The organism is Arthrobacter sp. fls2-241-R2A-200 (genome assembly GCF_030209745.1).
Classification (GTDB): Bacteria; Actinomycetota; Actinomycetes; order Actinomycetales; family Micrococcaceae; genus Arthrobacter.
In genome coordinates, this window is sequence record NZ_JARVRJ010000008.1 from 86,191 (window position 1) to 104,936 (window position 18,746).

Consider the following 18,746-nt stretch of genomic DNA (forward strand, 5'->3'; position numbering starts at 1 on the left):
AGCTCCAGGAGGTTAACGCTAGACGTTAAACCTGAACTCCACCACGTCGCCGTCGGCCATCACATACTCTTTGCCTTCGATCCGAACCTTGCCCCGGGATTTGGCTTCGGACATGGAACCGGCGTCGATGAGGTCATCGAAGGAAACGACTTCGGCCTTGATGAACCCACGTTGGAAGTCGGAGTGGATCACGCCAGCGGCTTGGGGTGCGGTGTCGCCTTGGCGAATAGTCCACGCACGGGTTTCCTTGGGGCCAGCCGTCAGGTATGTCTGCAGGCCCAGCGTGTGGAAACCGACGCGCGCCAACTGGTCGAGGCCGGATTCGGTCTGACCGTTCATTTCCAGCATCTCGCGAGCTTCGTCCTCGTCCAGTTCCACGAGGTCCGATTCCAGCTTGGCATCAAGGAAGATGGCGTCCGCAGGGGCCACCAAGGCCCGGAGTTCGTCCTGCTTTGCCGGATCTCCGAGAATCCCTTCATCCGCATTGAAAACGTAGATGAAGGGCTTTGCGGTGAGGAGGCCCAACTCCTTGAGGTGTGCCATCTCCAACTTGTCGCTCTTGATGGACGAGAAAATGGTGTCACCGCGCTCGAGTACAGCTTGGGCGGCCTTGATGGCGGCCAGCTCCGCGGCGTCGCGCTTCTTGATCTTGACTTCTTTTTCGATGCGCGGGATCGCGTTTTCGATGGTCTGGAGATCGGCCAGGATGAGCTCGGTGTTGATGGTCTCCATGTCTGAGCGCGGATCTACCTTGCCGTCCACGTGGATGACATCCGGGTCGTCGAACACGCGCACCACCTGCGCGATAGCCTCGGCCTCGCGGATGTTTGCGAGGAACTTGTTGCCCAAGCCCTCACCCTCCGATGCGCCCTTAACGATCCCGGCAATGTCCACGAACGAGACCGGCGCCGGCAAAAGACGCTGCGAACCGAAGATCTCCGCGAGCTTAGCCAAACGGGGATCCGGCAGGTTGACGACGCCGACATTCGGTTCGATCGTTGCGAACGGATAATTCGCAGCAAGCACCTGGTTGCGGGTCAGTGCGTTGAAAAGAGTTGATTTGCCGACGTTGGGCAGTCCGACGATGCCAATAGTAAGAGCCACGAGCATAGATTCTACCCGTTGGGGTGTTCTCGGCGCCTACCGCCCAAAGCACGCCCCCGGCGCGGTGCCCCGCCGCAGTGCCACGGCGCGGCTGCTTTGCTAAAACTGTCGTACCCCTGTGACAGGGTTGCTGCATGGATGGATTTGGATTGGTCTTGGCCCTGTTGATGCTGCTGATCGGCGCCGTCGTCGGTCTCGTTGCCGGTTACGTGCTCTTCCGGCGTCGGGGCGTGGGGTTGGAGGAAGACTTCGACGCCGTATCGTCGCGGCTCTCGGAGGTGACGGCGCAACTGGCTGCAGCCGATGCCGAACGGCGCCTGTTGTTTACCCAAAACCGTGAACTCAGCGCTGCCAGGAACACAGACAGCAACGTGCTCCAGGCCTTGGCTCCCGTCGCTGACAAGCTGACGGCCGTGCAACAACAGGTCGCTCTCTTGGAACGGGACAGGGTAGAACAATATGGTCAGCTCGCCCAGCAGCTCCAGGATGCCCGGTTGTCCGACGAACAACTGCTGCGATCCACGCATGCTTTGGCTTCTGCACTCCGGTCCAACAGTGCACGCGGACAGTGGGGCGAGGTCCAGCTGCGCCGTGTGGTGGAAGCCTCCGGAATGCTCCGGCACGTCGACTTCCATGAGCAGGTCCACTCAGGCAGCACGGAGAACACCCTGCGGCCGGACCTCGTGGTTCAACTGCCAGGCGGCAAGCAACTGGTAGTGGATGCCAAGGTTCCGCTTTCGGCCTATCTGGAGGCCCAAGAGCAAATCAACGACGGCGGCTCCACAGGCGAATCAGTGGCGGCGGCCGGGCAGCTCAACTCCGTACTTCGTGACCCCAAGGCGCTCCTGGCTCGGCATGCCAAGGCACTCAAGGCACACATCGATGCCCTGGCAGCCAAGAAGTACTGGGACATTCCCGGGAGCTCACCAGAGCTGGTCATCTGCTTCCTCCCGGCGGAGTCCATTTTGGCTGCGGCGCTCGAAGCCGACCCGGCTTTGCTTGAGTACGCCTTGTCCAAAAACGTGGTGCTCGCTTCGCCTGGAACGCTACTGGCGGTCCTCAAATCCGTGGCTTTCACATGGCGCCAGGATGTCCTGACGGACAGCGCCCACCAACTCTTCGAGCTCGCCAAGCAGCTGTATGAGCGCATGGGCACCCTCGGCGAAAATGTGGGGAAACTGGGAAGTTCCCTGAAAACGTCCGTCGACCGTTACAACGCCTTAGTAGGGACCTTGGAGGCCCGGGTTCTTCCGACGGCCCGGAAGCTCAACAGCATGGATGACTCCGGTTTGGCCACGCCAATGTCCGTGGAGGCCGTCCCCCGCGGGTTGGCAGCCCCTGAACTGCTCACGGTGGACACCGAGGAATCAGCCGCTTAACGAACTCGCCCGCAGTGCGTCCCCGGAAACGGGGGCACACTGCGGGCGGTTGCGCTGCGGGTAGTTGCACTGCGGGCGGTTCAGCCACGGCGGTTCTTAGGACGTCGGCACGGTGGCCCTAGGACGTGGGACGGCTTCCACGGCCGCCAAGTGCCCTGGACACATCGCCAGCCTTCTTCAGGGTTGCCCTCAGCTCCTTGGGCAATGAGAAGAGCAGGTCTTCCTCAGCTGTGACCACTTCCTGGACCTCGCCATAGCCGTAGTCGGCCAAGAGCCGCAGAACGTCCTGGACAAGCACCTCGGGAACGGAGGCCCCGGATGTCACGCCGACAGTGGCCACGCCCTCAAACCACGCCTCGTCAACCTCGTTGGCAAAATCCACCCGGTAGGAGGTTCGCGCACCGTATTCAAGTGCTACTTCCACCAACCGGACCGAGTTGGAGGAGTTTGCCGAACCGACCACGATGACGAGATCGGCCTGCGGGGCGATCTTCTTGATGGCCACCTGGCGGTTGGTGGTCGCGTAGCAAATGTCGTCGCTGGGCGGATCCTGCAGAGTGGGGAACCGGTCCTTCAGCAGGCGTACGGTCTCCATGGTTTCATCCACGCTGAGGGTAGTCTGCGATAGCCAGATGGTCTTTTCAGGATCGCGGACCGTGACCTTGTCTACCTCATGGGGCCCGTTAATGATTTGGATATGCTCCGGGGCTTCGCCGGCGGTTCCTTCGACTTCCTCGTGGCCGTCATGGCCGATCAAAAGGATGTCGTAGTCCTCCTTGGCGAAGCGAACAGCTTCGCGGTGAACCTTGGTGACCAGCGGGCACGTGGCATCGATGGTGCGCAGCCCTCGATCTTCCGCTGATTGCACCACGGCAGGAGAAACACCATGCGCGGAGAAGATCACCAAGGCGCCCTCGGGCACCTCGTCCGTTTCGTCAACGAAGATGGCGCCCTGTTCTTCCAACGAGGACACGACGTGCACGTTGTGAACGATCTGCTTGCGGACGTACACAGGAGGTCCGTAGTGTTCCAAAGCCTTTTCGACGGCGATGACGGCCCGGTCAACGCCGGCGCAGTAACCCCGGGGGGCTGCCAGGAGAACCTTCTTGGGTCCAGTAACGGGAGCCGCCGCCTGAATCTCTTCCGGGGAACGCCGCCGGCGGGGCACCGTGGGCATGGGAATGGAAACGGCTGTGCTGGTCATCCTTCAATGGTAGCGGCCCGACCCTCGCTAACGGGCGGAAGGTGACCATCGTCGCCTTGAGACGATCAGACCTACGAGGCCTACGACGAGCAGGATGCCCGAGGCGAACGCAGCGTCCCACACCCATTCACCAAAGCCCTTTGTTGCTGCTGAGAGGAACTCTTGTTTGAAAAGCTCCGCCACACTGTTCGAACTGGACAGATTGCCTACCACTCCACCGGCAAGCTGGGATCCGGCCATCCAGAGCGCGGCCAATGCGAGTCCTCCAAGCCCCAAGAACAGCAATACCAGGGCGCGCCGACGGGCAGACACCAACGCCAACAAGGCAGATACCACGGCGCCAAGTGCGGCCACCCACCACAGTGGCGCGAAGGCCGAGACCCGCTCAACGAGTTGCCTCTGCGAGGGTTGGCCTAGGGTGACCAGATTTTCCGATGGGACGTCCAGTTTGAATCCAGTAGTGCCGGCGACGTGGTCGCGCACCAGTCTGACCAAGGGTCCGACGTCGAGGACAAGGGCCGTACTGGACGAACCACTCCCCGGTTGGGCGGCGGCGCCGAAGTTGAGGCGATGGCTGTTCCTCACAGTGTCCTGCCACGCCTGGGGGTAGTCGCTCCATGATTGCATTCCCGCGGTGGCACTTTTGAGGACTCCCGCGGCGAGGGATCGGACCGGTTCGGGAAGATTAACCGAGGACTCAAAACTGCCGACGGCGGCCGTGGCCAGGCGGCTCTGGAAATCGGAATCGCTACCTAACGAACCCGCGAGACGGACAAAACCGTCCTCTTTGACGATGTTCTGGTCCACCCAAGCCGCAGGAACTGCGACGGCGGTGAGCAGCAAGGCGACCACCACTCCCAACGCTGAGACAAAAGTTCGCAAAGCCATCCTTTGAGTCGGGGGTCAAGGAACCATCCTAGGACTGTCCACAGGATAGGAAAAATGTCCGGGCCACACGCTATAGCTGGATAGAGTTGGAAGACTGACCGGCATCCAAGCGCCCCAAGCCAAGAGCACAAGACAAACGCACTAAGACAAGCGCCGTACCCTTAGCAAGGACTATCACCATGGAATCACCGTTGCGGCCCCCGGCTCAGCTTCGGAGCAGACATGTCCGCTGACGCCTCCCCGGAATCCACGCTGCCTGGGACCGCGGCAGAAACCAGCCCGGACAACCCGTGGCCCCTTCAGTTGCTCTCACGCAAGTTGAAAGCCCATATTGAAAGGGCACCGGCCGCTTGGATCGAAGGCCAGGTCATCGAACTGAACCGCCGGGGCGGCAATGCGTTCCTCACGCTGCGCGACGTCGACGCCGAAATCTCTTTGCCTGCTTCTGTTTGGTCCACTGTCCTGGACCGCCAGCCGGTGCCCCTGGAACGGGGTTCGCGGGTGGTGGCGCTGGTGAAGGCGGACTTCTGGGTAAAGACTGGTCGCCTCAACATGTCCGTCAAAGACATCAGGCCCGTCGGCCTCGGCGACCTCCTTGCCCGAATCGAACGCCTGCGGCAGGCCTTGGCAGCAGAGGGACTGTTCGCGGATTCCCGAAAACGGAAGCTGCCCCTCCTTCCCCACCGAATCGGGCTCATTACGGGCCGTGATTCCGATGCCAAAAAGGATGTGCTGCGTAACGCGGCACTCCGCTGGCCCGCCGTCGAATTCGATGTCCGGGAGGTTGCGGTGCAGGGCAACACGGCCGTAGCGCAGATCATCGCCGCCCTCACATCGTTGGACGCCGACCCGCACGTTGACGTCATCGTACTGGCCCGTGGTGGAGGGGCTCTGGAGGATCTCCTGCCGTTCAGTAACGAAGACCTCGTCCGGGCCGTAGCCGCTGCTTCCACTCCCGTGGTGAGCGCAATCGGCCACGAAGCGGACCGCCCTATCCTGGACGACGTGGCCGATCTCCGCGCCTCCACGCCCACGGACGCCGCCAAGCGCATCGTGCCCGACGTGAGCGAGGAATTGGGGGTGGTGCGCCAAGCGCGCGAGCACTTGCGGCGCAGTGTGGGCCGCATGGTGGATCGGGAGACGGACCGGCTCCACTCGTTGAGGTCCCGGCCTGTCCTGGCGTCGCCTGATTCGATGGTGGCCACCCGGGCGGATGACGTTGCACGTCTCCAACAGCGGGCACATTCAGCAGTGTCCACTGCGCTCGTTCGGTCTTTGGACCAAGTGCGTCACCTGCGCGCCCAAGTACGGGCATTGTCCCCCCAAAAGACCTTGGACCGGGGCTACGCGGTGGTCCAGGTGGTCGGGGCAGACCACGCAGGGCATACGGTGGTGAGCAGCCCGGGGCAAGCCCCTGAAGGCACGGAATTGGCCATACGCGTGGCCGAAGGCCGTTTCCGGGCGGTGTCGTCCGGTCATGGCGAAATCGCCGAACCATGAATTTCGAAACACCTGACGTAAGGATCACCATGACTGAGAAGACTCCGGCAGCGCCGGCCCACGACTCATTGGATGCCCTCAGCTACGAGGAAGCCCGCGAACAACTGGTCGCCGTCGTGGGTCGTCTCGAAGCCGGCGGCGCGAGCTTGGAGGAATCCCTCGCCCTCTGGGAACGGGGCGAAGCGCTGGCCAAGCGTTGCGAGGACTGGCTTGATGGCGCCCGCAAGCGCCTGGCCAGCGCGCGGGACGCCCAGATGGACCCCAACGCAGACCGGACGAAGCCGCAGTCCTAGGAGTTCATGACGAGCGCGCGTTCGGCCGCCACGTCGAACTCTGCGGACGGCCACCTCAGGGACATGCCTTCGAGAGCCTCCAACAACAGCTGCTGCACGGCGATGCGCGCGTACCATTTCTTGTTGGCGGGGACCACATGCCACGGCGCGATCCCGGTGGAGGTCTTCTCGAAAGCAACCCTGTAAGCATCCATATAGGAGCCCCAGAACGCTCGCTCGGCCAGGTCAGTCTGACTGTATTTCCAGTGTTTACTGGGATCGTCAAGCCTGGCGATAAGGCGTTTCTTTTGCTCGTCCTGGCTAATGTTGAGCATGACTTTGATGATGGTAGTGCCATCCTCGACCAGCCGGGCCTCGAAGTCGTTAATGGCGGCGTACCGCCGTTCCAGTTCGGCGGCGTCAGCCCACCCATGGACCCTGTGGATCAGTACGTCCTCGTAATGGGAACGGTCGAAAACGCCCACCATTCCGGCCTCAGGGGACCGCTTTTCGATCCGCCAGAGGAAGTCATGGGACTTCTCTTCATCCGTCGGGGCTTTGAAGGCCGCCAACTGCACGCCTTGTGGATCCATCGAACCCACCACGTGGCCAATGATTCCGCCTTTGCCCGCTGTGTCCATGGCTTGGAGTATGAGCAGGAGCCGTTTGTCGCTGCCGAACTTGCCCTCGGCAAAGAGCCTTTCCTGAAGTCCGGCGAGGCGGGTCTTTTGGGCGGCCAGAAGCTGCTTGCCATCGGACTTCTTGCCCTTGTAACCGGGCGTGGAGTTCGGATCGACGCCGGCAAGCGAGAACCCGGGCTCCACTTTCAGGGTCTTGGCGGGACTCTTGGCGAACTCAAGTGCATCTACCATTGGCATGCCTTTCTGCCCGGCGGCCCCCGTGGCTCGCCTTGGACCTCAGGCTAGTTGCCCGGATACCTCGACAGGAAGTCCGCCATGCGGTTGATGGCTTCTTCAATGTCTTTGACGTTGGGCAAAGTGACCATTCGGAAGTGGTCTGGGCGGACCCAGTTGAACGCCCTGCCGTGCGATACCAGGATCTTCTGTTCCTTGAGAAGGTCCAGGACGAACTTCTCGTCATCCCTGATGTGGTGGACCTCGGGGTCCAGCTTCGGAAAGAGGTAAAGCGCCCCCCGTGCCTGCTGGGTGCTGACGCCCGGGATCGCGTTGAGAAGATCGTAAGCTTTGTTGCGCTGTTCCAGGAGCCTGCCGCCGGGCAGGATGAGGTCATTGATGCTTTGGTACCCGCCGAGCGCCGTCTGGATGGCATGCTGTGCCGGAACGTTGGCACACAGGCGCATGTTTGCCAGGAGATTGATGCCCTCAAGGTAGTCCGAAGCATTTTTCTTGGGGCCGGAAATAGCCATCCAGCCTGCCCGGTAACCGCACACACGGTACGCCTTGGACAATCCGCTGAAGGTCAGGCAGAGGACGTCATCGCCGGTGAGTGACGCCAGGTTTACGTGGACCGCGTCTTCGTAAAGGATCTTTTCGTAGATCTCATCGGCAAACACCACCAGCCCGTGTTTCTCGGCCAGCGCCACAATTTTCTTGAGTGTCTCTTCGGGGTAGACGGCACCCGTGGGGTTGTTGGGATTGATGACCACGATTCCCTTAGTGTGGGGCGTGATCTTTGACTCCATGTCCTCAAGATCGGGCTGCCAGCCGGAGTCCTCGTCGCACAAATAGTGCACAGGACGGCCGCCGGCCAAGGCCACTGACGCGGTCCACAAGGGGTAGTCGGGCGTGGGGATGAGGACTTCATCACCGTCGTCCAAAAGCGCCATGAGGGACATGGTGATCAGTTCGCTGACGCCGTTTCCCAAGTAGATATCGTCAACGTGGATGTTCTGGATGCCACGCGTCTGGTAGTACTGCGAGACCGCCGTGCGCGCGGAAAAGATACCTCGCGAATCGCTGTAGCCCTGGGCGTTGGGCAAGTGGCGGATCATGTCCACCAAGATCGCGTCGGGCGCCTCGAATCCGAAAGGAGCCGGGTTGCCGATGTTCAGTTTGAGGATCCGGTGACCCTCGGCTTCCATCTGCTGGGCGGCCTGCAGGATCGGTCCACGGATGTCGTAGAGGACATTATGAAGCTTCGTGGACTGCTTGAAATTCGCCATTCCTCAAATATGCCACATGGGTGATGGACTCCTTCGGAGATGTCCGTCACACACGCGTACGACGACGGCGACAGACCCGCCTGGGTCCGTCGCCGTCGTCGTACGCTGCTTTTCAGGAGACCTACTTAACGATTCCCTTGTCTTTCAACCATGCGGCAGCTGCATCCTTGGCACTTTGCTTCTGGTTGCCGCTGACGGCGCGATTCAGCTTCACCAGGTCATCGCTGGTGAGGATCTTGGACACGTTGTTGAGTGCATCCTTGGCCTTGTCCGTCATCTTGGCCTTGCTGTACAGGGGCAGCACCTGCTGGGCCTTGAAGTTGTTCTTGGGATCTTCGAGGATGACAAGGTCATTATCCGCAATTGACGGTGTGGTGGTGAAGATATCTGCCACCTGTACCTGGTCCGAAAGCAGAGCCTGCAGGGTCAGGTTCCCGCCGCCGTCGTTGAACGGCTGCAGGCCCTTGAGCTCGCAGTTGTAGTTGGCCTTCAGGCCAGGGAACCCGTAGGACCGTGTCTCGAAAGTTGCCGGGGCCCCCATGGTGAGGTCCTTGCAGACCTTGGCAAGATCCTCGATGGATTTGAGCTGGTACTTTTGCTGCGTCGCCTTGGTCACCACCATGGCGTCCTTGTCCTCAGCCTTCGCCGGATCCAGCACCCCAAGACCGGACGGCAGCTTCCCCTGGAGCGCCTTGTACACGTCATCGGCGGAGACCTGGGTAGCCGACGTGTCCAAATAGGACAGCAGGTTCCCGGAATAGTCCGGAACAAGGTCAATGGAACCGTCCTGGACGGCCTTGTAATAGATCTCCCGGGATCCGATGTTGGGCTTGGTGGTGGCAGTGATGCCTGCGGCGTTCAAGGCACCGGCATAGATTTCACCGATGATCTGGCTTTCCGGAAAGTCGGCAGAGCCGACAACCAACGGACCGCCGGCGGCGCCCCCGCTCGCTGCCGACGTCGAGGGCGTGGCCAGCGGGCTGCCACCGCAGGCGCTCAAGGCGAGGGCAACGCCGACTCCGGCGGCGAGCCCGGCCAACCCACGGCGGGTCAGGGGCGTGGATACAGGGTTTTTCATGGTGTACCTCCTTGAAGGACAGCTCCGGCGGGAGCTGGGGCTGCGAGATCGTCGGCCGCCGTCTGGCGTCCGCGTGAGTCGAGAGTCAAGCCAGGCGAGAGAACCAGTCTCTGCACCCCGGCAAGGATGAGGTCTACAGCGATCGCCAGCGCAGCGATCAGCAACGAGCCGCCCAGCATCCTGGGGAAATCCTGCAGGACAAGGCCATCGAACAGGTAGCGTCCCAATCCGCCCAACGGCAGGTAGGCCACTACAGACACTGTTGCAATCACTTGCAGGACGGCCGTCCTGATACCGCCGAACATCACGTGAAGGCCGTTGGGCAACTCAACCCGGAACAAGACCTGGAGTTCGGTCATGCCCACGGCCCGGGCAGCGTCCACCACTGTGGCATCAACGCTGGAGATGCCGGCGTACGTTCCTGCCAACAACGGCGGCACCGTCAGGATGACGAGCGCCCAGACAGGCGGCATCAGCCCGCTCCCGGCCAGCAAGGCGAAGAGCACCAACAACCCAAGAGTGGGCAGTGCGCGCAGGGCACCTGCCACGGCGACGGCAACCACACGGCCACGGCCGGTGTGGCCGATGAACAGGCCGATCGGAACCGCGATCACGGCTGCGATAACCAATACCAAGGCGCTGTACTGAAGGTGTTCAAGAAGACGGTTCGGTATGCCGCTGCTGCCGCGCCAGTGTGCGGGATCAGCTAGCCAGGCAAGAGTGTCGGCCAAGATGTTCATACGGGCGCTCCCGCCGGTTTAGGCACAGCGTTGCTGCCCCCAAGTGCCCGTGTCCAAGGCGTCAGCAGCCTCTCCAGGACAACGAGGACCGCGTCCATGAGCAGGGCGAGAACCAGGATGGCGAGGATTCCCACCACCACCTCGGTGACGAAGTTGCGCTGGAGGCCGTCCGTGAAGAGGATACCGAGGTTACCGACGCCCAAGAGGGCGGCGACACTGACCAGGGAAATGTTGCTGACCGAGACAACCCGAAGGCCAGCGAACAGCACTGGAAGTGACAACGGCAAATCCACCCGGAAGAAGCGAGCGGTGGGCTTGAAGCCCATGGCCACGGCGGCGTTGCGGAGTTGATCATCCACGGAGTCAAAGGCGTCCATGGCAGCCCGGACCAGCAGTGCGACTGCGTAGATCGTCAGGGCCACCACCACGTTGAGGGGGTCCAGGATCCTGGTGCCCAGGATCGTGGGAAGGATGATGAAAAGGGCCAACGAAGGAATGGTGTAGAGCAGCGAGGTGGCCGTTGTGACCACCGAACGCAGGACCCGGTTTTGCCTGGCCAACTGAGCCAAGGGAACTGAGATCACGAGTCCCAAAACCATAGGGATGACGGCCAGCAGCAGGTGCTGTCCGGCCAACCCAAAGATCATGCCGCTGTTAGCCAGGAACCATTCCATCAGGTGGCGTCCTCCCTGTGGTGGCGGACTTCTTCGATCAGCGCCAGGACCTCGGGCGCCTTCAAGACTCCGGCCACCCGGCCGTCGTCGTCCACCGCTACACCGAGGCCCGACGGCGAGGACAACGCTGCGTCCAGCGCGCGGCGCAAGGTGTCTCCCTTGCGGAAGAGGGAGCCACCGGGAATCAGTCCGGCACCATCCCGGGGCGAGGACCAACCCAAGGGACGCGAGTCCGCGTCCACAACCAGTGCCCACTCCCCCGTTTCCCGGCCGGCGTTTGTTCCGTCGGAAGCGCTGACCGTTGCAACGGGGTGAAGCGTGACGGCGTCTGCCACGTTGAAGGCAAGGTGTCGGAACCCGCGGTCGCGACCGACGAATGACGCGACGAAGTCGTTGGCGGGGGCCCGGAGGATCTCCTCTGGCGCTGCGTACTGCGCGAGTTTGCCCCCGACGGCGAACACGGCCACCTTGTCACCGAGGACGGTCGCTTCGTCGATGTCGTGCGTGACAAAGACGATGGTCTTGGCAAGTTCGCGTTGAAGGCGCAGCAACTCCTGCTGGAGTTCGTCGCGGACAACGGGATCCACTGCACTGAAAGGCTCGTCCATGAGCAACACAGGCGGATCCGCTGCGAGCGCCCTGGCCACGCCGACGCGCTGTTGTTGGCCGCCCGAGAGTTGTGAGGGGTAGCGTTTGCCCAGTACCGGATCGAGCCCCACGACGTCGAGCAGTTCCGCGGCCCGCTTGCGCGCCACGGCCTTCGAAACTCCGTTGAGCCGCGGAACTGTTGCCACATTGTCCAGTACCGAACGGTGCGGCAGCAGCCCGGCCGACTGCATCACGTAGCCCATGGAGCGGCGAAGCTCAGCAGCGGGCACTTGCGAAACGTCCTTGCCGCCCACGGTGATGGTCCCCTTGGTGGGCTCGACCATACGGTTGATCATCCGCAAGGAGGTGGTCTTGCCGCACCCCGAGGGACCCACGAATACGGTAATAGCGCCCTTGTCCACGGACATGGTCAAGGCGTCCACGGCCGGTTGCCCACTTTGGTATTGCTTGGTGACGCTCTGGAACTCAATCATGGCTTCAGCCATACCCGGGCTTACCTATCTGTGGAGGACAACTTTGGTGGAGCCTAACGACCGTCACTCTTATTGAGAGGCCGCAACGCTGCTATCTGGCCGCACAGTAAAATCTTCCCCCAGAGTAACCAGCCCGGCCGAGGATGTCAGCGGCGCCACGTATTCCGTAATGAATCGGCAATCTTCCTGCTGCTTTCAGGCGAGTTTTCCGTCCACCGGACGCTCCCAGTACAGCCGTAGGGCGACATCCACCAAGGACACCCGCTGTAGCCCCGGCACTTTCTCCAAGGGAATCCAGGCCGCATGCGTGGTGCTGCCATCCACCTCATGGGTTAGTTCACCGCCCACCACAGTGGCTTCATAGACCAACCGAAGTGCTTGGAAGTCCCTGACGGAACCGTCCGCTTGAACGTCCCCGGGCCAGTGCCCGACGTCGATTCCCAACATCCGTTCGATCTTGGCGTGATATCCGGTTTCTTCGAAAACTTCCCTGCGACACCCGTCCACGGGATGTTCGGCGAGGTCCAGCCCGCCGCCGGGCAAGGTCCAGCCCTCTTTGTTGTCCTGCTTCCAATAGGCCAACAGAATCAGGCCATCGCGGATGATGACGGCGTAGGCGGCAGGGCGGGTGTCGAAGTCCAGGCTCATGATGCCAGCTTAGGGGTGCGCTCCAGGCGGCCGGACGTTAAGGGAGTTCCGCTGCCGCGATAGGGCCCGCTTCCACGGGTCCCAGGTCCGGCGCGTCCCGAAGTTCGACGACGGTCCCCGGCTTGCCCAGTTCGAGCACCTTGACGCTGTTGCGTCCGGCCTTGAGCAAGGGGGCCGGTGCGTACAGTGTGACTTGCGGACCTTTGTTCCAATAACGGCCCAGCAAGAAGCCATTGAGCCACAGGAATCCTTTGCCCGAATCCGGGAGTGCAATGTAGGTATCGGCAGGAACGTCCACGTCGAACTCGGCCACGGCCAGGCCTTCCAGGCGTGCGGGTTCCCACTCGGCGAGCGCAAGAGGAATGTGCGTCCAATGGAACGTATACCGCTGGTTGACCAGGACGCCGCCCAGGATCCCCTTCCCCTGTCCGATCAGCGGCCCGTAGTTGATCCGGCCAAGGTTTTCCACCAGGATCTCGATCTTTGCCGGAGCTCCTGTGCCGGTAGCCACCACACCCTCGTCCCCGGATGTGTCGTCCAGTACCCCGGCGAATCTCCCGTCGATCCAAAGATAGGCGCGGTCGTGAAGCCCGGTGATTCTCAACCGGCACTCGGCGGGTGCATCCGGAAGTCCCGGCAGGATGGCCGTTGCCGCGTAGAGGACCATCCCGCCGTCGAGCCCCAACTCTTCGAAGCTGAGCGGCGTGGCGCTGTGGACCGGCTCGCCGGCACCCCGTGCCAGCGTCAGCACGTCCTGCCCTCGGGATAGCGGCAACGATCGCGCAGGAACGACTGGATTATCCGCGAGCAGCTCCGGCGGGAGCTCAGGCAGGTCCGTTATTGACTGGGCTCGATAAAACTCCTGGCGCAGGGCCTGGAACTTCGATGTCAGCGTGCCGTTCTCGGCAATAGGAGCATCGGAGTCGTAACTGGTCACCGTCGGTTGAAGCCTGGTGCCATCGTGGTTGCTGCCCGAGCCCAAGCCAAAGTTGGTACCTCCATGGGCCATGTAGACACACAAAGAACCGCCGAGATCCAGGATCTTGCGGGCTTCCTGTGCGGCCTCTTCGGCGTCGCGTCGGTGATGGGGCTCGCCCCAATGATCGAACCACCCGCCCCAGAATTCGACGTTGAAGAAGGGTTCATCAGGCCGCCGTCGTTTCCATGTCGCCACGGCTTCATCGCCCCGGCTTCCCAGCGTCGCCGTCGCCCACGTTCCGTCCACTGAGCCGCCGTCGAGGAAATAGTCCGTGCCGCCGTCGGCCGTGAACAGGAGTTCAGTGATGCCGCCTTGTTCCAGCAGGCGCTTGTTCCAGCGGATGTATTCATGGTCATCGCCGTAGCTGCCGTATTCATTTTCAATCTGCACGGCGACCACCGGACCGCCATTGGCCGCCTGCCGGGCGGCGATGATGGGCAGAAGGTGACCGAACCATTCCTCGACGGCGGCCGTAAACATCGGGTCAAGGCACCGGAGGCCGATTCCGGGGATACCTGTCAGCCACGCCGGGAACCCGCCGTTATCCCATTCGGCGCAAATGTACGGACCCGGACGGACGATCACGTCCAGGCCCTCCTACTGGGCGAGGTCGATAAAGTGGCCGAGGTTCCGCCAGCCAGTGAAGTCCGGAGCCGCGCCGCGCTTGGGTTGGTGAAAGTTCCACGCCACGTAGGTATCCACGGTGTTGGCGCCCATCGCTTTGAGCCGACGCAGCCGGTCCTGCCAGAGTTCCGGGTGGACACGGAAATAGTGGATGGCTCCTGCGAGGATGCGGTACGGTTCACCCGAGCGGTAAAGGACAGCGTCACCATAGCTCAGCAGGGCGTTGTTCATAGTGAGCAGATTAGCTCAAAATACAACATTTATGCACAGGTGATGAACAAATGACCAATCTCGACATTTCCCCGGCGCAGGAAGTTTGCCCCGCTGCGCCGGAGGGTCAAGGACCATGCGTCCAGTTGTGGCCCGAGCGCGAGGTTCCCTTGGGCGGTGTTCGCGCCATGAACGTCTTCCGGACCCTGCCCCAGCGCGGGCTTCCCACCGTGGGCGCTTGGTGCTTCCTGGATAGATTTGGTCCGGATCGTGTGGCCATGAGTGTCCTGCCGCATCCGCATATGGGCTTGCAAACCGTTACTTGGCCGCTCGAGGGTGCAGTGCGCCACCGGGACAGCGTTGGGAGCGACGTCGTGGTCCAGCCCGGCGAGCTCAACATCATGACCGCGGGCCACGGAATTTCCCACTCCGAGTTTTCGGCCCTGCCTGCCACCACCCCGGATGGATCCAGCCCCCTGGTGGATGAGATCCCTGTCTCCCGCGGACTTCAACTCTGGGTGGCCCTCCCCGAGGAGCACCGGCACCGCGCGCCGTCGTTCGAGCAGCAGCGCGACCTCCCGGTGGCCGAGGGCCCCGGTTTCACCGCCACAGTCATGGTGGGCGAATTCGCCGGGAAGAGCTCCCCTGCCACAATGTTCAGCCCTATCGTTGGAGCGGACATCACTGGGACCGGAAGCCTGGAACTGCCGCTGCGCCCGGATTTCGAACATGCAATCTTGATTCTGGACGGCAGCGCAGTGATCGACGGCGTCGACGTCCAACCAGGCCCCTTGGCCTATCTCGGCGCAGGCCGTTCCAACCTCCGGCTGGAGGTTGCTGCGGAGACCCGCTTCATGCTGCTCGGGGGCGAGCCGTTCGGCGAAGACCTCCTCATGTGGTGGAACTTCGTGGGGCGCACGCACGAGGAAGTGGAGAAAGCCCGGGAAGAATGGCAAGCCGAGGGATTGCTCGACGACGATGCTGCCGCCGCCTCACGCTTCGGCTTGGTGCCGGGCCACGGCCCGGACGCAGGCCCCGAGGCCGGCCGCATACCCGCCCCCCAGCTCCCCGGGGTCAAGCTTCGTCCGCGGACCCGCGGCTGAGTGTGCTGAAGGGGCTGTCCGGCTTGGCCTGCTAGCCCCGCTGCTCGGCCACCAGCCGGGGGACGCCGAACACGGGGTCCTGGGCGAGGATCCGCACGTCCTCAATGCCCCTCCCGGACAACGTGGCAATGAACGCCTCCTGTAGCCGCCGCACGTTCGTCCCCAGCCCGCTGCCCAAGATGACAGGTCCGTCCAGGCCCAGTTGGCGAACCACCTGCTCAGCCAGGACTGCCAGGTCCCGCCCGGCTTGGTCCACCAGATCTTGGCTCGTCGGGTCGCCGTCGTCCGCGGCCTCCACAACGATCCTGGCTTGCTGCGCCCAGTACCGGCGGCCCGTTGCCGGCGAATGGAAGAGTGCGATCAATTTGCCGGGCTCGTCCAACCCGCAGGACTCCAGGAGCGCACTGCTCAGACGATCCGGCGCGAGGCCCTTGTTCATGAGCCGGAGGCTGTGCCGTACCGCTTCGCGTCCCAGCCAGTACCCGCTTCCCTCATCCCCCAGCAGGTAGCCCCAACCACCGGCGCGGGCTTCTTCTCCGGCGTCGTTTCTTCCCCAGGCGGCCGAGCCGGTACCGGCGATAACGGCGACTCCTGTGCTCGCGCCACCGGCTGCAAGCAGCAGCCGTGAGTCGTGAACCACCGTGATCCGCGCTCCGGGCACGTGTGGTGCGATCAAGTCTGCGAGCGCCTGGGCGTCCTCGTCCGTGTCGATACCGCCGGCCCCCGCGTAGACCTCGTCCACCTGGCCTCCGCCGATCTTGCCGAACAGCTCGGCGAGGTTCGCTGCGGCCACGTCGCGGCTGACATTTTGGACGTTGGAACTTCCGGCGCTCTCATCCCGTACCGCTGTGCCGTGTTCGAACCGCACTCCCCGGGTCTTGGTGCCCCCGATGTCGAGTCCGATGACCGTGCCGCCTACCGAGCTGTCGGTAGAGTCCGGCTGCGTGCGGGAATGCGTTGAGGAGTCAGGATTGTTCACCGTGAAAGACTAGCGTGGAGCGTCCGGAGGAGAAACCGCCCATGTCTGATTCCTTGTTTGATACGCCCTTCATTGGAGCACCGATGGCAGGTGGAACTTCCACCACCGCATTGGTCCAGGCAGTTCACGACGGCGGCGGGTTCGGTTTCCTTGCCGCCGGCTACAAGAGTCCGACGGCGATGACGGCGGACATCGCGGCGGCCAAGGCGCTGGGCATCCGGTTTGGCATGAATGTATTCGTGCCGGATGTGGCCCAACTTGCCCCGTCGAGCGAAACCAAGGCCCGGCTTGCGGCCTACCGGGCCATGCTCGAGCCTGAGGCCGCCAGGTTCGGGGTGCCTTTACCCGCTCTCCGCTTCGATGATGACGACGCTTGGCGCGACAAGATCGACGCCCTCTTGGAAGACCCTGTGGAAGCTGTGAGCTTCACTTTCGGACTGCCGGGCAGGGCTGTGGTCCGCGCGTTGCAGAAGGCAGGTTCCCGCGTCATATCCAGCGTCACAAGTGTGTCCGAAGCATTGGCTGCTGCGGAGGAGGGTCCGGACGCCCTCGTTGTGCAGCACGCCTCTGCGGGCGCGCACTCCGCGGCCTTCCTTCCGGCGGACAGATCTGCGGTTTCGCCGGCTGCCGGCACGACGGCGGAACTGGTCGCCCAAGTGCGTGCCGCCGTCGGACTTCCGCTGATAGCGGCGGGTTCGATCATGGACGGATCTGACCTGAGTAAGGTGCTGGCAGCGGGAGCCGTGGCCGGGCAGATAGGAACTGCATTGGTTCGGACCCCGGAAAGTGGTGCCAGGCAGCTGCATAAGGATGCCTTGGGTGACCCTGCTTTTACGCAGACAACCATGACCCGGGCCTTTACCGGGCGCTGGGCGCGTGCGTTGGTCAACGACTTCGTGCGTGACCATGAGGATGCACCGGAGGGCTACCCGGCTATCCATCACCTGACCTCTTCGATCCGCTCTGCGGCATCCGCAGCAGGCGATCCGCACCGTTTGAACCTCTGGGCGGGGACCGGCTGGCGGAATGCCGGTACACGACCTGCCCGAGTGATAGTCAGTGAGTTCCTGAGCGGGCTCTGACCAACTCTGACAACAAGGCTTCACCCCGCGTGGCCACCAATTGGCGGAACAGGCGGACCGCTTCCGGCTCGAAGCTCCGTTCGCGCCACGCAATGCCGATTTGCCGGAACGCCATGTCGGATTCAATCGCCACTTCAACGAGGCCGAGTTCCGCTTTGGGCAGGAACTGGCCGGTGCCGTAACCAGGACCAGCGGGTGGCAGGATGCTGAATCCCAGCCCGGCTGAAACCAAGCCCCGCGCAGAGGTGGACTCCTGGACTTCGAAAGCGATCCGGGGACGGAAGCCGGCCTCCCGTAAAAGCGCTTCACCCAATGACCGCAGGCCCACGCCCACCGGGAGTGTTACGTAGGGCTCGTGCCGCAGTTCAGAAAGGTGGATGCTGGACCGCTCCGCCAAAGGATGGCGGTAGTGAAGGACTACCCGCAACGGCTCACGGTAAAGCGGCAGCGAGCGGATGCCCTTACCTTCGGGGGCAAGGGGTGCAGTGAGGGCAAAGTCCGTTTCGCCCGCGGCCAGTTCCCTCAGGCAATCATCCCGGGGCCCTTGCCGCAGTTCGAAAAGGGTCTGCGGATGGTCACTGCGATACGCACTGATAAGCAATGGAAGCGTTGCCTCACCGAAGGTGTGTTGGAAGGAGACCCCGATGCGTCCCCGAACTACCTCCGATTCCTGCCGGACCCTGTCCAGCCCGGCTTGGAAGTCCTCCAGCGCTGCTTCGATATAGGGCAACAGTGTTTTTGCCGCCGGAGTCAGGCGAATTCCCCGTCCGTCCCTGACCAGAAGGTCCATGCCGATGATCGCGCTGGCACGGGATACCGCCCGGCTGACGGTCGATTGTGGAACTCCCAGGACCTCCGCGGTTTCCGTCATGTGCTCGGTGCGCCCGAGCTCGGCCAGTAAGGGCATGAGGGGTAGGAGTTGTACGAGCTGTTGATGATCCGGTTCCACGGGGCTCCCCTGCCGACTGACGTTATTCATGCATTAGTGCATCAATTCTAGGCAACTCATGCATTGGATAGCAGGTTCGGCCCCGCCTAGCCTTGTTGGGTGGATAGA

Annotated in this window: 18 protein-coding genes and 1 pseudogene; 5 read left to right on the top strand and 14 right to left on the bottom strand. The window is 62.6% G+C overall.

Features of this window, described 5'->3' with window-relative positions; translation table 11 throughout:
* Positions 1–18: 18 nt before the first annotated feature.
* Entirely contained in the window at positions 19–1,104 is a 1,086-nt protein-coding gene (gene ychF / locus QRN42_RS09220; RefSeq protein WP_284975941.1) for a redox-regulated ATPase YchF, read from the bottom strand.
* A 134-nt stretch (positions 1,105–1,238) separates the two neighbouring features.
* Here ychF and QRN42_RS09225 point away from each other — a divergent pair, with 134 nt between their 5' ends.
* A complete protein-coding gene (locus QRN42_RS09225) occupies positions 1,239–2,483 on the top strand; it encodes a DNA recombination protein RmuC (protein ID WP_284978939.1) in 1,245 nt (414 codons plus the stop codon).
* Positions 2,484–2,601: 118 nt separating this feature from the next.
* Here QRN42_RS09225 and QRN42_RS09230 read toward each other — a convergent pair whose 3' ends face one another.
* On the bottom strand, positions 2,602–3,687 hold the full coding sequence (locus tag QRN42_RS09230) for a 4-hydroxy-3-methylbut-2-enyl diphosphate reductase (RefSeq protein WP_284978940.1): 1,086 nt from the start codon (positions 3,685–3,687) through the stop codon (positions 2,602–2,604).
* A gap of 27 nt (positions 3,688–3,714) precedes the next feature.
* Positions 3,715–4,575 carry a hypothetical protein gene (locus QRN42_RS09235; RefSeq protein ID WP_284978941.1) on the bottom strand — a complete coding sequence of 287 codons (861 nt, stop codon included), beginning with the start codon at positions 4,573–4,575 and terminating at the stop codon, positions 3,715–3,717.
* A gap of 222 nt (positions 4,576–4,797) precedes the next feature.
* Between QRN42_RS09235 and xseA the strand changes: the two genes are divergently transcribed.
* Together xseA and QRN42_RS09245 are read left to right on the top strand one after the other, a co-directional pair.
* Entirely contained in the window at positions 4,798–6,075 is a 1,278-nt protein-coding gene (gene xseA / locus QRN42_RS09240; protein WP_284978942.1) for an exodeoxyribonuclease VII large subunit, read from the top strand.
* Positions 6,076–6,104: 29 nt separating this feature from the next.
* Entirely contained in the window at positions 6,105–6,368 is a 264-nt protein-coding gene (locus QRN42_RS09245; protein WP_284978943.1) for an exodeoxyribonuclease VII small subunit, read from the top strand.
* Here the strand turns inward: QRN42_RS09245 and QRN42_RS09250 are convergent.
* The 9 genes and pseudogenes from QRN42_RS09250 to QRN42_RS18005 all read right to left on the bottom strand — a co-directional run.
* The gene (locus QRN42_RS09250; RefSeq protein ID WP_284978944.1) at positions 6,365–7,219 is read right to left on the bottom strand and encodes a polyphosphate kinase 2 family protein; all 855 of its coding nucleotides are present in this window, start codon (positions 7,217–7,219) and stop codon (positions 6,365–6,367) included. The genes QRN42_RS09245 and QRN42_RS09250 overlap by 4 nt on opposite strands.
* Before the next feature lie 50 nt (positions 7,220–7,269).
* Entirely contained in the window at positions 7,270–8,490 is a 1,221-nt protein-coding gene (locus QRN42_RS09255) for a pyridoxal phosphate-dependent aminotransferase (protein WP_284975934.1), read from the bottom strand.
* Between the two features lie 121 nt (positions 8,491–8,611).
* The gene (locus QRN42_RS09260) at positions 8,612–9,568 is read right to left on the bottom strand and encodes an ABC transporter substrate-binding protein (RefSeq protein WP_284975933.1); all 957 of its coding nucleotides are present in this window, start codon (positions 9,566–9,568) and stop codon (positions 8,612–8,614) included.
* The gene (locus tag QRN42_RS09265) at positions 9,565–10,308 is read right to left on the bottom strand and encodes an ABC transporter permease (protein WP_284978945.1); all 744 of its coding nucleotides are present in this window, start codon (positions 10,306–10,308) and stop codon (positions 9,565–9,567) included. The genes QRN42_RS09260 and QRN42_RS09265 overlap by 4 nt, the downstream gene beginning before the upstream one ends.
* Entirely contained in the window at positions 10,305–10,982 is a 678-nt protein-coding gene (locus tag QRN42_RS09270; protein ID WP_284975931.1) for an ABC transporter permease, read from the bottom strand. Before QRN42_RS09270 ends, QRN42_RS09265 begins: the two co-directional genes overlap by 4 nt.
* Positions 10,982–12,076 carry an ABC transporter ATP-binding protein gene (locus QRN42_RS09275; protein WP_284978946.1) on the bottom strand — a complete coding sequence of 365 codons (1,095 nt, stop codon included), beginning with the start codon at positions 12,074–12,076 and terminating at the stop codon, positions 10,982–10,984. Before QRN42_RS09275 ends, QRN42_RS09270 begins: the two co-directional genes overlap by 1 nt.
* 183 nt (positions 12,077–12,259) lie before the next feature.
* Entirely contained in the window at positions 12,260–12,712 is a 453-nt protein-coding gene (locus QRN42_RS09280; protein WP_284975929.1) for an NUDIX hydrolase, read from the bottom strand.
* A 37-nt stretch (positions 12,713–12,749) separates the two neighbouring features.
* Complete coding sequence (locus tag QRN42_RS18000; protein WP_350224871.1) at positions 12,750–13,463, bottom strand: glycoside hydrolase family 35 protein; 714 nt, start codon at positions 13,461–13,463, stop codon at positions 12,750–12,752.
* Positions 13,464–13,586: 123 nt separating this feature from the next.
* Positions 13,587–14,546 (bottom strand): annotated as a pseudogene (locus QRN42_RS18005) (glycoside hydrolase family 35 protein); the annotation flags it as partial.
* Between the two features lie 50 nt (positions 14,547–14,596).
* Here QRN42_RS18005 and QRN42_RS09290 point away from each other — a divergent pair.
* Positions 14,597–15,628, top strand: a complete 1,032-nt coding sequence (locus tag QRN42_RS09290; protein WP_284978947.1) for a pirin family protein — start codon at positions 14,597–14,599, stop codon at positions 15,626–15,628.
* Between the two features lie 31 nt (positions 15,629–15,659).
* Here the strand turns inward: QRN42_RS09290 and QRN42_RS09295 are convergent, their stop codons facing one another.
* A complete protein-coding gene (locus tag QRN42_RS09295; protein ID WP_284978948.1) occupies positions 15,660–16,607 on the bottom strand; it encodes an N-acetylglucosamine kinase in 948 nt (315 codons plus the stop codon).
* A 41-nt stretch (positions 16,608–16,648) separates the two neighbouring features.
* On the opposite strand from QRN42_RS09295, the gene QRN42_RS09300 reads away from it, so the two are divergent.
* The gene (locus tag QRN42_RS09300; protein ID WP_284978949.1) at positions 16,649–17,689 is read left to right on the top strand and encodes a nitronate monooxygenase; all 1,041 of its coding nucleotides are present in this window, start codon (positions 16,649–16,651) and stop codon (positions 17,687–17,689) included.
* Here the strand turns inward: QRN42_RS09300 and QRN42_RS09305 are convergent.
* A complete protein-coding gene (locus QRN42_RS09305) occupies positions 17,664–18,638 on the bottom strand; it encodes a LysR family transcriptional regulator (protein ID WP_284979042.1) in 975 nt (324 codons plus the stop codon). The genes QRN42_RS09300 and QRN42_RS09305 overlap by 26 nt on opposite strands.
* Positions 18,639–18,746 lie beyond the last annotated feature (108 nt).

What these genes read in the sequence shown, in the direction of transcription:
- QRN42_RS09225 (WP_284978939.1), top strand. Translation starts at nt 1,239, where the DNA reads ATGGATGGATTTGGATTGGTCTTGGCCCTGTTGATGCTGCTGATCGGC.
- QRN42_RS09230 (WP_284978940.1), bottom strand. Translation starts at nt 3,687, where the DNA reads ATGACCAGCACAGCCGTTTCCATTCCCATGCCCACGGTGCCCCGCCGG.
- QRN42_RS09235 (WP_284978941.1), bottom strand. Translation starts at nt 4,575, where the DNA reads ATGGCTTTGCGAACTTTTGTCTCAGCGTTGGGAGTGGTGGTCGCCTTG.
- xseA (WP_284978942.1), top strand. Translation starts at nt 4,798, where the DNA reads ATGTCCGCTGACGCCTCCCCGGAATCCACGCTGCCTGGGACCGCGGCA.
- QRN42_RS09245 (WP_284978943.1), top strand. Translation starts at nt 6,105, where the DNA reads ATGACTGAGAAGACTCCGGCAGCGCCGGCCCACGACTCATTGGATGCC.
- QRN42_RS09250 (WP_284978944.1), bottom strand. Translation starts at nt 7,219, where the DNA reads ATGGTAGATGCACTTGAGTTCGCCAAGAGTCCCGCCAAGACCCTGAAA.
- QRN42_RS09255 (WP_284975934.1), bottom strand. Translation starts at nt 8,490, where the DNA reads ATGGCGAATTTCAAGCAGTCCACGAAGCTTCATAATGTCCTCTACGAC.
- QRN42_RS09260 (WP_284975933.1), bottom strand. Translation starts at nt 9,568, where the DNA reads ATGAAAAACCCTGTATCCACGCCCCTGACCCGCCGTGGGTTGGCCGGG.
- QRN42_RS09265 (WP_284978945.1), bottom strand. Translation starts at nt 10,308, where the DNA reads ATGAACATCTTGGCCGACACTCTTGCCTGGCTAGCTGATCCCGCACAC.
- QRN42_RS09270 (WP_284975931.1), bottom strand. Translation starts at nt 10,982, where the DNA reads ATGGAATGGTTCCTGGCTAACAGCGGCATGATCTTTGGGTTGGCCGGA.
- QRN42_RS09275 (WP_284978946.1), bottom strand. Translation starts at nt 12,076, where the DNA reads ATGGCTGAAGCCATGATTGAGTTCCAGAGCGTCACCAAGCAATACCAA.
- QRN42_RS09280 (WP_284975929.1), bottom strand. Translation starts at nt 12,712, where the DNA reads ATGAGCCTGGACTTCGACACCCGCCCTGCCGCCTACGCCGTCATCATC.
- QRN42_RS09290 (WP_284978947.1), top strand. Translation starts at nt 14,597, where the DNA reads ATGACCAATCTCGACATTTCCCCGGCGCAGGAAGTTTGCCCCGCTGCG.
- QRN42_RS09300 (WP_284978949.1), top strand. Translation starts at nt 16,649, where the DNA reads ATGTCTGATTCCTTGTTTGATACGCCCTTCATTGGAGCACCGATGGCA.